Here is a 15,369-nt window from a genome sequence, read left to right as displayed (position 1 = left end):
ATGCCATTATTTGATGTTTATCCACTATACAATGTAACTCCAGTTTCTGGAAAAGGCATTCATGTTTATGATGATAAAGGAGAGGAATATTTAGACCTTTATGGCGGGCATGCTGTAATCTCTATTGGGCATGCACACCCTAATTACGTGCAAGCTGTAACGCGCCAGGTTGAAAGATTAGGATTTTATTCTAATGCTATTCAAAATCCGTTACAAAAAGAGTTAGCAAATAAGTTAGAAGACTTATCAGGCTGTACTGATTATGAATTGTTTTTATGTAATTCTGGAGCCGAAGCCAACGAAAATGCATTAAAATTGGCATCATTTAAAACTGGCAAAAAACGTGTTATTGCTTTTAGTAAAGGGTTTCACGGGCGTACATCTGCAGCTGTAGCAGTTACCGATAATAAAAACATAATAGCCCCAATTAACGCACAACAAGAAGTAACTATTTTACCTTTAAATGATATTGAGGGTGTGAAAATCGAACTTAAAAAAGGGGATGTTTGTGCAGTTATTATCGAGTTTATTCAAGGTATTGGTGGATTAAATCAAGGCACAAAAAAATTCTTTGAAGAAATAGATAAGCTATGTAAAGCTAATAACACCATGTTTATTGCTGATGAAATACAGTGCGGATATGCACGTTCTGGTAAATTCTTTGCTTTTCAACATTATAATGTAACACCAGACATTATTTCTTTAGCTAAAGGTATGGGAAATGGTTTTCCTATTGGAGGAATTTTAATTCATCCAAATATCGAATCTAAATATGGTATGTTAGGAACCACCTTTGGAGGAAATCATTTAGCATGTGCCGCTGGTTTAGCTGTTTTAAATACCATTGAAGAAGAAGATTTGATAGCAAACGTAAATGAAATGTCTGCATATTTTATTTCTGTTGCCAAAACCATTCCACAGATAAAAAACATAAAAGGAAGAGGTTTAATGTTAGGTTTAGAGTTTAATTTTGAAGTAAGCGACCTACGCAAAGATTTAATTTATAAATACAAAATATTTACAGGTGGTGCAGCTAACAAAAAACTATTAAGAATACTACCACCTTTAAACATTAAAAAACAACATATTGATGTGTTTTTTGAGGCTTTAAAAAAAGCCCTAGCTGATATTAAAAGTAAAACATTAGAAGTTTAAAAGAAATGAACACCCTACTATCCATAGAAAAAAGAAATGCTGTTTTATTAAAAATGGCAGTACTTTTAGAACAAGAACGACAAGCTATAATTGCTATTAATAAAGTTGATTTAGATAATTATTCTGGCGCTGATATTTCCATGTTCGATCGTTTAAAAGTTAACGATGCTAAAGTAGATGAAATGATTAAAGCGGTAACGCATTTAGCATCTCAAGACGACCCTGTTGGTGTAAAACGTTTTAGCTTTAAGCACGATAATGGCATGCAGGTGTATAATAAAACAGCCTCTTTTGGTACAGTGTTGATTATTTATGAATCGCGACCAGATGTAACCGTTGAAGCTGCTGGTATTGCTTTTAAATCGGGGAATAAGATTTTATTAAAAGGCGGAAAAGAGTCCTTGCGTTCTAATTTAAAAATTGTTGAGCTTTGGCACCAAGCATTAGAGGAAGAAAATACTTCAACTGATTGGGTAGAGTATTTACAATTTAATAGAATAGAAACACAAGCATTTCTTGAAAAACCAACACAAAAGGTTGATTTAATTGTACCTCGTGGTGGCGAACGCTTAATAGCTTTTGTAAAACAACATGCTACTTGCCCTGTTATTATTAGTGGTCGAGGTAATAATTTTGTGTATGTTCATAAAGAAGCTGATTTAGATATTGCTATTGATATTATTATGAATGGGAAGTCTAAAATATCAGCGTGTAATGCTGTTGATAAGGTTTTAATAGATAGAAATCTTCCGAATAAACATGAGTTTGTAAACACATTGGTTTCAAAATTAAAGGCTTTTAAAATTGAAGTGTTAGGAGACAAAATCATTTCAAAAGACAATAGTCTTAAAACCATCTCATCTGATGATATTTGGTATGAAGAGTTTTTAGATTATAAAATATTAATTGGTGAAATTGCATCAAATCAAGAGACTATTGCTATGATTAATAAATATTCTGGCGGACATTCATCATCTATTATTACAACTAATGAAGATGAAGCGAAACTGTTCATGGAAAACGTTGATACAGCAGCAGTATACCATAATGCATCAACGCGCTTTACAGATGGCGGACAATTAGGTTTAGGTGGCGAATTAGCCATTAGCACAGATAAATTACACCAACGAGGACCAATAGGTTTACAACATTTGGTGACCAATAAATGGTACATTCATGGTAACGGACAAATACGATAAGCCCATAATGGGCATTTAAGAATGAGCAGCTTGTAAAACAGGATGAAGAAAAAACGCATATTACTAAAAATAGGATCTAATACACTCACAAAAGAAACTGATAATATCTCAAGAGGTAAGATTGAAGATATCGCAAATCAAATTGCGCAACTTCAAGATTCCTATGAATTTATTATTGTAAGTTCTGGTGCCATTGCTGTGGCAAAACAGTTTGTAAAACTTGAGAGTAAGCAACAAGATGTATTTGTAAAACAAGCATTAGCATCTATCGGTCAACCTCATTTAATCCGAATTTATCAGGAGATTTTTAGAGAATATGGCTTATTAAGTTCGCAATGCTTATTGTCTTATTCAGATTTTGAAAAAGAACAAAGCAGAACCAATATCATGAATACTATTAATGTGTTAGTAAATAACAATTATATCCCTATCATTAATGAAAATGATACTGTTGCCACTGATGAAATTAAGTTTGGAGACAACGATAAACTAGCAGCCTTAACCGCATCGCTTTTAGAAGTTGATTTATGTATTATTGCAACCAACACTAATGGTATTTACACCAAAGCATCAATGACAGATAAAACCCTAGAAACTATAAAATTAGTAGAAGATTTTGATGCGTTAAAGGCACAGGTAGTAAGTTCAAAATCCTCTCACGGTAGCGGTGGCATGCAAAGCAAAATTGAAGCAGCAGAGGTAACCAAAACAGCTAATATAGAAACATGGATAGTAAATGGTTTAAATGATAATTTTATAGTAAATGCAATGAATAACAAAGTACCGTTTACCAAAATAAAGTAGTAAAAAATGAAACATTACACATCCATATACGATATCGACAACATTAATTCTTGGATTGAAGAAGCTAAAGCAATAAAAACTAATCCGTTTAAGCATATACAATTAGGAAAAAATAAAACACTAGGATTATTATTTTTTAATTCCAGTTTGCGTACACGTTTAAGCACTCAAAAAGCAGCTTTAAATTTGGGAATGAATCCTATTGTAATGAATGTTTCTGGTGATGCTTGGGGAATTGAATTTGGAGATGGAACAGTTATGAACGGGAGTACCGCAGAACATATTAAAGAAGCTGCTGCCGTAGTGTCTCAATATTGCGATGTTATTGCAGTGAGGGCATTTCCAACCTTAAAAAATAAAGCTAAAGATGAAAGTGAGCAGGTAATGAATGCCTTTAAAAAATATGCGTCTGTACCTATTGTAAATATGGAGAGTGCTACTGGTCATCCACTACAAGGCTTAACCGATGCGCTCACAATTTCTGAGTATGCTAAAGTTACTAAACCAAAAGTCGTATTAAGTTGGGCACCACATATAAAAGCGCTGCCACATGCCGTGGCTAATAGCTTTATCCAAGCCATGCAAAAAATGGATGTGGAATTTGTTATTACTAATCCTGAAGGTTATGATTTAAATCCTGAAATCACTAAAAACACGCCAATCTATCATAATCAAGAAGAAGCTTTTAAAAATGCTGATTTTGTATATGCAAAAAACTGGAGTTCTTATGAAGATTATGGAAAAGTGAATAAAACTGATTCTAACTGGATGATAACTAAAGCTAAACTTGGTGGTGCTAAATTTATGCATTGTTTACCAGTAAGAAGAAATGTAGTAGTTGAAGACGCTGTTCTAGATAGCGATAGCTCATTAGTTATAGAGCAAGCCAATAACAGAACATACGCTGCTCAATTAGTGCTTAAGAAACTATTAGAAGATTTATAATTGGCTGTTAGCCTTTTGCAATTGGCAGTTTGCTGCTAAAAGCTAAAAGTTAAAAGCTAAAAGCTAAAAAAATGGAAAAATTATCCATAGTAAAAATAGGAGGCAACATTATTGAAGATGATGACGCTTTAAATGCATTTCTAAAATTATTTTCAAATTTAAAAGGAAATAAAATCTTAGTTCATGGTGGTGGAAAACGAGCCACCCATATAGCCACGAAATTGGGTATAGAATCTAAAATGATAAATGGCAGAAGAATTACCGATGCAGATACCTTAGAAGTAATAACAATGGTTTACGGTGGTTTGGTAAACAAAAATATAGTTGCAAAATTACAAGCTTTAAACACTAACGCCATTGGGTTAACTGGTGCCGATATAAATAGTATTAAATCTGATAAAAGACCAGTAAAAGAAGTCGATTTTGGATTTGTAGGTGATGTTAAAGAAGTTGCTAATAATTCCATTAACAAACTAATTCAAGCTGATTTTACACCAGTATTTTGTGCTATTACACATGATGGTAGCGGACAATTATTAAACACCAATGCAGATACTATTGCCTCGCAAGTAGCAATAGGCATGAGTCACTTATACGAAACTTCAATTTATTATTGTTTTGAATTAAATGGCGTTTTAGAAGATATTGACGACAAAAACTCAGTAATTAAACATATCAATTCTAATATCTATAAAAATTTATTAGATAAAGGTATTATTACAGATGGCATGTTGCCAAAACTAGAAAACTGTTTTGATGCCTTACGTGGTGGTGTTAACAATATAAATATGGGTAATACATCCATGTTAACCCAAGAGAATGATAATTTCACAAAAATAACCTTGTAAATGGGACTAGAGGAATTAACAGCAAACGCTATTTCACTATTAAAAAAGTTAATAGAAACACAATCTTTTTCATCAGAAGAAGATCAAACAGCAGCACTTCTAGAAACGTGGTTTATAGCAAGTAACATTAAATACAACCGAACAAAAAATAATGTTTGGGCAGTCAATAAACATTTTGATAATGGTAAGCCAACACTATTACTAAACTCGCATCACGATACTGTAAAACCAAATTCTGGCTATACCAAAAACCCTTTTAAAGCCATTGTTGAAGACGGAAAATTATACGGTTTAGGAAGTAATGATGCCGGAGGATGTTTAGTATCGCTAATTGCAACATTTACGTATTTTTACGAAACCGAAAACTTAAAATACAACTTGATTATTGTCGCTTCCGCGGAAGAAGAAAGTAGCGGACCAGATGGCTTAAATAGTATGTTATCTATTATTCCTAAAGTTGATGTTGCCATAGTTGGCGAACCCACTTTGATGAATTTAGCGGTAGCCGAAAAAGGCTTAGTGGTTTTTGATGCCGAAGTACACGGAACAGCAAGTCATGCCGCACATCCAAATAATAACAATGCCATTTATAACACGATTGACGTGTTAAAATGGTTTAAAGATTTTAAGTTTAGTAAAACATCACAAGCTTTGGGTGATGTAAAAATGACTGTTACTCAAATCAACGCAGGAAAGCAACATAATGCTATTCCAGCAGACGTAAAATTGGTTATTGATGTTCGCGTAAATGATAAATACACCAATCAAGAAGTAGCCGATTTACTAATTGCTAATTCACCTTGCGATAAGATTACCCCAAGAAGTTTAAGATTAAACTCATCTTCAATTCCTGTAGACCACGAATTGGTAAAAGCTGGAATTGACATGGGAAGAGAAACCTACGGTTCGCCAACATTATCAGATCAAGCTGTATTAACTTGTCCGTCGTTAAAATTAGGCCCTGGTGATAGCACGCGTTCACATACTGCAGATGAATTTATTTATATAAACGAAATAGAAGAAGGTATTAAAATATATGTTGAATTGTTAAATCGAGTAATCGTTTAATCAATTTTAAAAAAGTATTAAAAAGAAACAAGAATATAGATTCAAGAAACAAGACCAAAATTTATTACGCTATCAGTCTTTTTTCTAAAAGCGAAGCGGTCTTTTTTCTTGATTCTAAATTTTAAAAATTAAAATTTACTAAAATGAAACTCTGGGATAAAGGATTTACAATAGACAAACAAATTGAGCAATTTACTGTTGGTAACGACAGAGAAATAGATATCCACATTGCAAAATATGATGTGATTGCCTCAAAAGCGCATGCCAAAATGCTTCAAAAAATAGGCATTATAACTGTTGAAGAGTTAGTTGAACTATTAAGCGGATTAAAAGTTTTAGAAGAACAGGTTGAAAACGGAACATTTGTGATTGATGAACAGTTTGAAGATGTACACTCTAAAATAGAATTTGAACTCACCAAACAACTGGGAGAAGTTGGCAAAAAAATTCATACGGCGCGTTCAAGAAACGATCAAGTTTTAGTAGCACTTCATTTATATTTTAAAGACAATTTATTAGACGTTAAAGCTAAAACAAAAACCTTTTTCGACACGTTATTACAACTTGCTAAAACGCATAAAAACAAATTATTACCAGGTTACACGCACTTGCAAGTAGCAATGCCATCATCATTTGGGCTATGGTTTTCTGCTTATGCAGAATTGTTAATTGACGATGTATATTTACTTAATGCAGCTATAAAAACAGTAGATCAAAATCCCTTAGGGTCTGCTGCAGGTTACGGTAGCTCTTTCCCTATCGATAGGGATATTACGACTCAAGAAATGGGTTTTAAAACCTTAAAATACAATGTAGTAGCAGCTCAAATGAGTCGAGGCAAAAGCGAAAGGACTATTGCTGCTACTTTAGGCAGTTTAGCCAATACGATGAGTCGTTTTGCTATGGATGTGTGTTTATATATGAGCCAGAATTTTGGGTTCATCACTTTTCCAGACGAGCTAACAACAGGCAGTAGTATTATGCCGCACAAAAAGAATCCTGATGTATTTGAATTAATAAGAGGCAAGTGTAATAAAATACAAGCTTTACAAACCGAAATGGTGCTAATTACCAACAATTTACCTAGTGGTTATCACAGAGATTTTCAGTTATTAAAAGAAAACACTATTGCAGCCTTTGAAGAGTTAAAAACCATTTTAGATATTTTTAATTACGCTATTCAGCAAATCATTGTAAAAGATATTGATTTAAACGACAATAAATACAAGTACTTATTTACTGTTGATAATATTAACAATTTAGTGGTTGATGGTATGAGTTTTAGAGAAGCTTACCAACAAATTGGAGGGCAAGTACAAGCTGGAACTTACAAACCAGATATGAGTAAAAAACATTCTCATATTGGAAGCATTCATAATTTATGTTTAGACAATATTAAATCTAAGTTTCCTAAATAGATTATTAATTGACTTTATCAGAAAATAAATTAACTTCGCTTAACAATTATTAGTAAACTTAAATAGTCCATATTTTAATCATAAACTCATGACTAACAAAAGCATAATCATTCTAATTTTATTAGTAACAGTGTTTTCTTGTAAACCAAAAACAGTTAAAGAAGAAGCCTCTAAAAAGGCAAAAAATGTCATTCTTTTAATTGGAGATGGAACTGGTTTATCACAAATATCATCGGCGTTTTATTTTAAAGATACCATGCCAAATTATGCGCGTTTTAAGTCTATAGGACTAATTAAAACCTCATCATCAAGACAAGACATTACTGATTCTGCAGCAGGTGCAACAGCTTTTTCGTCAGGAGAAAAAACCTACAATGGTGCTGTTGGGATTGCCGATGATTCTACACATGTTAAAAACATAATTGAAATTATATCACCTCAAAATATTAAAACAGGATTAATCTCTACATCATCCATACAACACGCTACACCAGCAAGTTTTTATGCACACGTTATAAATAGAGGCATGTACGAAGATATTACTGTGGATATGGTGACATCAGACGTTGATTTTTTTGCTGGTGGTGGTATAAAGTTTTTTAACAGACGAAAAGACGGAAAAGACTTATTAAAAGAATTAAGCACTAAAGGATTCGTTATAGATACTAATGCCTTAGGAAACATTGCTGAGATTAAGGAGCATGAAAAAATGGCTTATATATTAGCAGAAAACCATTTGGAACCTGTGGCAAAAGGTCGTGGAGATTATTTACCTAAAGCGACTGAATTAGGCATTCAATTTCTTAATAAAGATACTGATAATTCTAGTTTTTTCTTGATGGTTGAAGGCTCGCAAGTAGATTGGGGCGGACATGCAAATGATGCCGATTATCTTATCTCTGAGCTTATTGATTTTGATGATGCTATTGGAAAAGCTCTAGATTTCGCAGAAAAAGATGGTAACACCTTAGTAATTGTTACTGCCGACCATGAAACTGGAGGATTTACCTTGGCTTCGACACAAAAGAAAACCGAAGAAGGCAGAACATATAGCGATTATACCGAAATTACAGGAACCTTTTCTACCAATGGGCATTCGGCAACCTTAATACCTGTATTTGCTTATGGTCCAGGAGCAGAAGCTTTTAATGGTATTTATGAAAATACCGAGATTTTTAATAAAATAATGGATGCTACTGATTGGCTTAAGAAAAATTAATTTGATTTAATCTCATTCTTAATTTTAATACCCATATTCAAAAAAAGACATATACTCTTAACTGTGCACTACTTAACTTTATCAGAAAATTAACTAAATTTGTTTACTTTCGCTGAACTTATTTCAGTAACAACCGATAAAGACCATTGTAAACAGAACCTTATCTATGCATTATATGTAATTTTAAAAAACATGGAAATAAACACTAATTATTTAAACCTAGAGATAAATAACCAATAAAAAATCAATTGAATTATGAGACGTAGTATATGTTTGATATTAATCGCTATCAGCTTATTGCATTGCACCAGCAAGAAACACACAAATAAGAAGCCTAATATCATTTTCCTACTTACTGATGATCAACGCGACAATACTTTTAGTGCTATGGGACATCCCTTTATTAAAACCCCGAATGCTGATAAGCTGATCAAGGACGGGATTCGTTTTAGTAACACCTACATCGCCGAACCAGTTTGTGCTCCGAGCCGCGTTTCCCTGTTTACCGGGATGCATGAAAGAATGCACGGAGTTGGATTTTCCTCCTCGTATCAATTGACAGAAGAACAATGGAGTAAAAGTTATCCTGAACTATTACGTCAAAATGGATACTTTACAGGGTTTATTGGAAAGTTTGGTGTTGAACATTATACCTTTAAGGGGAAAGCTGCAGAGAAGTTTGATTATTGGTGGGGACACGATGGTTGGACTAAGTTTTTCCCAAAAGATGATACTTCAAATAGCACAACGCCATATCATAAAGCAAAAAATACAATTATCACCCCAATAATGGGAGAAGCAATTGAAGATTTTCTTAATAAAAGATCGGAGGAAAAACCATTTTGTCTTTCAGTTAGCATTAACGTTCCTCATGGCACTCAAACCACAAGTATGTACGATGGTTATGAAAATTGGCACAGTATGTCACAACAAGCCAATGAAAATCCTCAACTAAAAGGCCATCCAATATACGACCAACTTTATCGTGATATTGACATTCAAATTCCAGATGAAACGGCAACAGATCCCTATAAATGGATCCCGCAACACATAATGGATCAATCAAAAGGTAGAGAAAAGACATATGAATATAATTACGATAAAGAAAGATGTAAAGAGCAACATATCCGTTATTATCAAACCATTACTGGAATGGATAAAATAATTGGTGATATGATAACCAGTCTTGAAGAAAGAGGGCTAGTAGATAATACAATAATTGTTTTTGCCAGTGATCACGGATTGCTAATGGGCGAATACGGCATGGGAGGAAAAGGATTGCTTTATGATTTAGTCTCAAAAATTCCATGTTTTATTTATGACCCAAGACTTCCTAAAAAACATCGGGGAAAGACTATTGATGAACTGGTTTCAAGTCTTGATCTCACTACAACTATTTTGGATTATGCTGGAGTTGAAGCCCCGGCAAATATGCAAGGCGCAAGTCTTATACCATTAACTAAAGGACAAAGTCAGAATTGGAGAAAAGAACTGTTTTTAGAGAGCTTATTTACCGTGAGAGACAATCCTTTTTGTGAAGGAATAAGGGAAGGTGACTGGAAGTATATCAGGATGTTTAATGGAGTTGCCAAATACAAAGAGAATGACATTGATTTTTTAGATAAAAAGCCAGAATTTGAGCAACTTTTTAACTTGATAGATGATCCCCGAGAGAAAAACAATTTAATTGAAGAATGTGAAGGAAGTGAATTGCTGAATAGATTGCGTACAAAGTGTAGTACTCAATCTGTTGAATTAAACAAAAGTAGAGAGCAATATAAAAGAGAAGTTAGTATACAGATAAGATAAAAATTAGAGACTTGAATTGGATATTCATAATGATAAGAATAAACTACACACAACATTTTGTATAACTAATACCGAGTTCTGCCAATAATTTAACTTTGATTCTCGCATCAAAGTTTATGACGATTTTATATGGAAGAGCTTCGAAATTAGGCACTACTCATACACTCAACGTTAAACGAACTCCTAAATTTCTGCGTAAGCGATTCAAACCCTTCGACTTCGCTCAGGATAAACTTCACCCTGTTTGTGAGGCATAAACAAAAAGATTGAAGAGAAAAGTGACCCAAAGGTTAATGCCCAAAGAATACTTTTAAAAATTAAACCCAAAAGTACCGGTTACACCAAATTTACGTGCATTAGGGTATAATAAGTCGTCTTTATAATTGCCCCTAAAATTAAAGTCTATTCTAAACACTTTAAAAATATTACCAATACCTAAACTGTACTCGTAATAGGGCTTACTACTTGGTGCAACTAGCATGATACTATTAGGGTTATTGGTTGTATTTAAGTCTATATTTTCTTGCGAAATACCACCCCAAACACCGCGAATACTTATTATTTCTCGTAGATTTAATTTACGTAAAAACGGAATTCTAGAGAAGAAGCGCCCGTTAAAATTATGTTGTAAATGAAACGATGCATACGTATCGCTTACAAACTCGTAAAAATCTAACTGAGAAAAGGTATTATAAATTGAAAAATACGATTGATTTCCTGGAATAACACTAAGTAAACCTAATGGAACTTCACCAAAAGTTTTACCAACCTCAACAGTAGTGGATAGCCTACCAAACCCACCAACTTGCCAAGGCTGAATGTAAGATAGTTGTAGTTTGGTATAATCGAAACTGCTATTAAACATGCTTTTATCGCCACGACTTACTTGCGCAAAAATACTTGCAAAACCATCGTTTGCTGTACGTCGTTCTACGCCAAAACCCGTCATTTTTCGTTTTGGAAAATAGGATAATGAAAGTGAGGTTTCAAATTGTTTTATTTCAGACGAAAAACCTGTTGGTGAACTCGCATCGACATAATCTAAACTAAAGGTTGGTGATGCCGACTCTAAAGTACGGTAGTTTGCACCAAGTCTAAAAATAAGGTTACGCAAAGGCTCTAACTCTACCGCTAAACTTGTTAAATTAATTGAGGTTAACTTATCGTTAGTACTAGTACCAACAACAGCTGAAGATGCCAAACTACGCCCTAAAACATCAGTACTTGTAGTTAAACTTGCTCCTATTTGCTCGACATCGCGCCGATTTCCACCAGAAATAATTAGTCGGTTTTTTTTATCTATCAGCCATTTACCAGAAATACCATATTTAAACTTATCGTCTCTAAATCCGTACGCTAAAAAACCTTCTAATCGCCATAAATCGTTCCTGCCAAAATAGGTTCGACCACCAGTACGTAAACGCAACCCTTCAACTTCGTTAAACCCAAAGGTTGAAAAAATAGGTCCGTAATCTAACGGCAATGTATTAAATTCAATATAACCAGATGATAAAATGCTTCCTAAATTATAAAGTCGTTTAAACTTTTTTACGGTTTTTAAAGTGTCTAACATTTTGTAAACGCCTTTTTCATCTTTATTTAATTCTTCTAAACGGTTCTCTGCCCAAAATGCATCACTCCTATCATAAACATCTTTATCGTAATTATAAACTTCTTGATCGTAGAATTTTTTATCTAAGGGCTTATCGAATTTATAATTATTAAATAAGGTGGTTCGTTTACCATATACACCACGCGATTTTTCTTTTTTGCTCAATGCAAAATCAGACATCATATAGTCCCGCTTTACAAGAAAAAGTGAATCGTTTAACACTTCAAATTCTTGCTCAATATATATGTCTTTTACCCAATTTATATTGGCACTTTTTGAGGCTTGAAGGTTTATTTCTTTAATGGCGTAAGTTGAGTCTGCTACCCAAAAATCACCTTTAAATGTTAGCTCGTTTTTTCTTCGTGGATAATATATAATATTGTAGCACCATTTGTTATCGATATATGTACTATCAGAAAGCACATAATTATAAGTATTGATACCTGTTTTTGATAATGGACTTACAAAACTTTTATCAAAAAATTTTAGGTAATTATCGTATATATTATAATCGGAATATAAATCGTCGACAAAATCAATAACCACTTGGTTATCACTAAAACCTGAGTTTTTATTTCCTTTTAAAACTTCTTTTTCTTTATTAATTAAGTTATCACCATAAACTGTGGAAACCGCTTCGTTAATAAACATGGGTAAATAGGTTTTACCGGTAACACGGGAGGTATCTACTTCTTTAAAAACAAATTCCATACCTCTAAATAGTTTACTTTTTATAAGTGCGCTGTCAATAGTATTAATATCGAATTCTACTTTTTCGTACTTATCATACTCGTATTGTTTGTAAAGGTTTAGTCCATTTCTACGTTTATGCTCCCAAATTTTCCGGAGTAAATCGATAGCAGGGTTATTCTTTTTTGATTGCTTTCCTGAAACAATAACAACTGCATCTAATTTTGCTGCTTCCTCTTTTAATGTAAACTTTAGGTTATAATTTACTTTTTGAGTTAAAGGAATCTCAAGTGTTTCGTAACCTATAAATGAGATGATTAAAGCTTTCCAAGTTTCGGCAGATTCTAAATAAAACTTTCCATTTTCATCGGTTATTGTACCTTCAGTAGAACCTTTGAATATAACATTAGCAAACGAAACTGGTTCGTTAAATTCATCAAACACATAACCACTAACTTTAGTTTGGGCTATTGCAGAAAAAACACCTAAGAAGAAAATTATAAAAAGTGGTCGTATGCTCATAGTATAAAAAAACTTCATCAACAATCATGCTAATGAAGTTTATATAACGTAAAAATTTATAATTTATTTATATAAAACTTTTTTTACTGCTTTAATTACATCCTCACTATTTGGCAACCATTCTTCTAATAAAACTGATGAGTAAGGAGCTGGTGTATCGGCTGTGTTAATTTTTACAATAGGCGCATCTAAATAATCAAAAGCTTCAGATTGTACTAAATAAGTAATTTCTGTTGCTACATTACCAAAAGGCCATGCTTCTTCTAAAATTACTAATCGATTGGTTTTTTTAACCGACTCAACAATCGCTTTTCTATCCATTGGTCGTACCGTACGTAAATCTATAATTTCACAAGAAATACCTTCTTTTTCTAATTCATCAGCAGCTTTATAGGCTTCTTTTATAATTTTACCGAAAGATACAATGGTAACATCTGTTCCTTTACGTTTAATATCTGCAAGCCCTAGTGGTATAACATATTCACCTTCTGGCACTTCACCTTTATCACCATACATTTGCTCACTTTCCATAAAAATAACTGGATCATCATCGCGAATAGATGCTTTTAATAATCCTTTAGCATCGTACGGATTAGATGGCACAACTACTTTTAAACCTGGAGTATTTGCAAACCAATTTTCAAAAGCTTGTGAGTGTGTTGCTCCTAATTGACCAGCAGACGCTGTAGGGCCTCGAAAAACAATCGGACATTTAAACTGTCCACCAGACATTTGTCTAATCTTTGCGGCATTATTTATAATTTGATCAATTCCTACTAACGAGAAGTTAAATGTCATATATTCAACAATTGGTCTGTTTCCTGTCATAGTAGATCCAATAGCTATTCCTGCAAAACCTAACTCTGCAATAGGCGTATCTATAACACGTTTTGGTCCAAATTCATCTAACATCCCTTTTGAAGCTTTATAAGCTCCATTATACTCTGCCACTTCCTCACCCATTAAGTAAATACTTTTGTCTCTACGCATTTCTTCACTCATGGCTTCGCAAATAGCTTCTCTAAATTGGATTGTCTTCATTAAGTACATTTTTAAATCGAATTGCAAAAATAACAATAAATAGAATACTTTGTTTAAAAGAATTATGTAAAATTTATTATGCATGCATAGCAAATATTCAAAATAAAATATTTAACTTCGCTACCTAAATTTTAGGTTTTTAATGTACTATTAGTATTAACGTTTTTAGTATATAACTTCTTAAATAATCAAGTCTTAATTTAATTACAATAAATATGAAAATTTTAGTATGTATAAGTCATGTTCCAGACACTACATCAAAAATTAATTTTACTGATGATGACTCAAAATTTGATACCAATGGTGTGCAATTTGTTATAAATCCGAATGATGAATTTGGTTTAACTCGTGCCATGTGGTTTAAAGAAAAGCAAGGTGCAAGTGTAGATGTTGTAAATGTTGGTGGTGCCGAAACTGAACCTACACTTCGTAAAGCTCTAGCTATTGGTGCAGATAGTGCCATTCGTGTAAATACTGAAGCATTAGATGGATTTCAAGTAGCCAAACAATTAGCAAAAGTAGTACAAGATGGCGGTTATGATTTGGTAATTGCTGGAAGAGAATCAATTGATTATAATGGTGGTATGGTTCCGGGTATGTTAGCAGGTTTAACTGATGCTAATTTTGTAAATAACTGTATTAATCTTGAAGTTAATGGCACAAATGCTACCGCAATCCGAGAAATAGATGGCGGTAAAGAAACCGTATCAACATCATTACCTTTAGTTGTTGGTGGCCAAAAAGGTTTGGTTGAAGAAAGTGATTTACGCATTCCTAACATGCGAGGTATTATGATGGCTCGAAAAAAACCTTTAACCGTTGTTGAACCTGTTGATGTAGCTGCTGAAACTTCGACAATTAAATTTGAAAAGCCTGCGCCAAAAGGAGCCGTTACTTTAGTATCGCCAGATAATTTAGATGAATTAGTAAACTTACTTCATAATGAAGCTAAGGTGATTTAGTTTAAACTTAATCATCCTGAATTTATTTCAGGATCTTTTCAAGTTTACGTAAAATTAAATAAGATTCTCGTCTTCAC

Annotated in this window: 12 protein-coding genes; 10 read left to right on the top strand and 2 right to left on the bottom strand. The window is 33.2% G+C overall.

The window, feature by feature from the left end:
• The 9 genes from L3X37_RS01855 (at position 1) to L3X37_RS01815 (ending at position 10,465) form a co-directional block, all read left to right on the top strand.
• Positions 1–1,155, top strand: a complete 1,155-nt coding sequence (locus tag L3X37_RS01855; RefSeq protein ID WP_237238474.1) for an aspartate aminotransferase family protein — start codon at positions 1–3, stop codon at positions 1,153–1,155.
• 5 nt (positions 1,156–1,160) lie between these two features.
• Entirely contained in the window at positions 1,161–2,354 is a 1,194-nt protein-coding gene (locus L3X37_RS01850; RefSeq protein ID WP_237238473.1) for a glutamate-5-semialdehyde dehydrogenase, read from the top strand.
• 42 nt (positions 2,355–2,396) lie between these two features.
• A complete protein-coding gene (gene proB / locus L3X37_RS01845) occupies positions 2,397–3,158 on the top strand; it encodes a glutamate 5-kinase (RefSeq protein ID WP_237238472.1) in 762 nt (253 codons plus the stop codon).
• A gap of 6 nt (positions 3,159–3,164) precedes the next feature.
• Positions 3,165–4,103 (top strand): N-acetylornithine carbamoyltransferase, encoded by a 939-nt coding sequence (locus tag L3X37_RS01840; RefSeq protein WP_237238471.1) that lies wholly within the window; start codon positions 3,165–3,167, stop codon positions 4,101–4,103.
• A 71-nt stretch (positions 4,104–4,174) separates the two neighbouring features.
• A complete protein-coding gene (gene argB, locus L3X37_RS01835; RefSeq protein WP_237238470.1) occupies positions 4,175–4,951 on the top strand; it encodes an acetylglutamate kinase in 777 nt (258 codons plus the stop codon).
• Positions 4,952–6,019: a M20 family metallo-hydrolase gene (locus L3X37_RS01830; protein ID WP_237238469.1), complete on the top strand. Its 1,068-nt coding sequence runs from the start codon at positions 4,952–4,954 to the stop codon at positions 6,017–6,019.
• A gap of 143 nt (positions 6,020–6,162) precedes the next feature.
• Positions 6,163–7,437, top strand: coding sequence for an argininosuccinate lyase (gene argH / locus L3X37_RS01825; RefSeq protein WP_237238468.1), 1,275 nt, complete (start codon positions 6,163–6,165; stop codon positions 7,435–7,437).
• Positions 7,438–7,525: 88 nt separating this feature from the next.
• Positions 7,526–8,656, top strand: a complete 1,131-nt coding sequence (locus L3X37_RS01820; RefSeq protein ID WP_237238467.1) for an alkaline phosphatase — start codon at positions 7,526–7,528, stop codon at positions 8,654–8,656.
• A 255-nt stretch (positions 8,657–8,911) separates the two neighbouring features.
• Entirely contained in the window at positions 8,912–10,465 is a 1,554-nt protein-coding gene (locus L3X37_RS01815) for a sulfatase-like hydrolase/transferase (protein ID WP_237238466.1), read from the top strand.
• Between the two features lie 310 nt (positions 10,466–10,775).
• On the opposite strand, the gene L3X37_RS01810 is transcribed toward L3X37_RS01815, so the two are convergent.
• Positions 10,776–13,289 (bottom strand): DUF5686 family protein, encoded by a 2,514-nt coding sequence (locus tag L3X37_RS01810; protein WP_237238465.1) that lies wholly within the window; start codon positions 13,287–13,289, stop codon positions 10,776–10,778.
• A gap of 63 nt (positions 13,290–13,352) precedes the next feature.
• On the bottom strand, positions 13,353–14,330 hold the full coding sequence (locus tag L3X37_RS01805; RefSeq protein ID WP_237238464.1) for a pyruvate dehydrogenase complex E1 component subunit beta: 978 nt from the start codon (positions 14,328–14,330) through the stop codon (positions 13,353–13,355).
• 215 nt (positions 14,331–14,545) lie between these two features.
• Between L3X37_RS01805 and L3X37_RS01800 the strand changes: the two genes are divergently transcribed.
• Entirely contained in the window at positions 14,546–15,292 is a 747-nt protein-coding gene (locus L3X37_RS01800; RefSeq protein WP_237238463.1) for an electron transfer flavoprotein subunit beta/FixA family protein, read from the top strand.
• Positions 15,293–15,369: the final 77 nt, after the last annotated feature.

Source organism: Wocania arenilitoris (assembly GCF_021728535.1).
Lineage (GTDB): Bacteria > Bacteroidota > Bacteroidia > Flavobacteriales > Flavobacteriaceae > Wocania_A > Wocania_A arenilitoris.
This window is presented reverse-complemented; position numbering and strand designations above follow the sequence as displayed.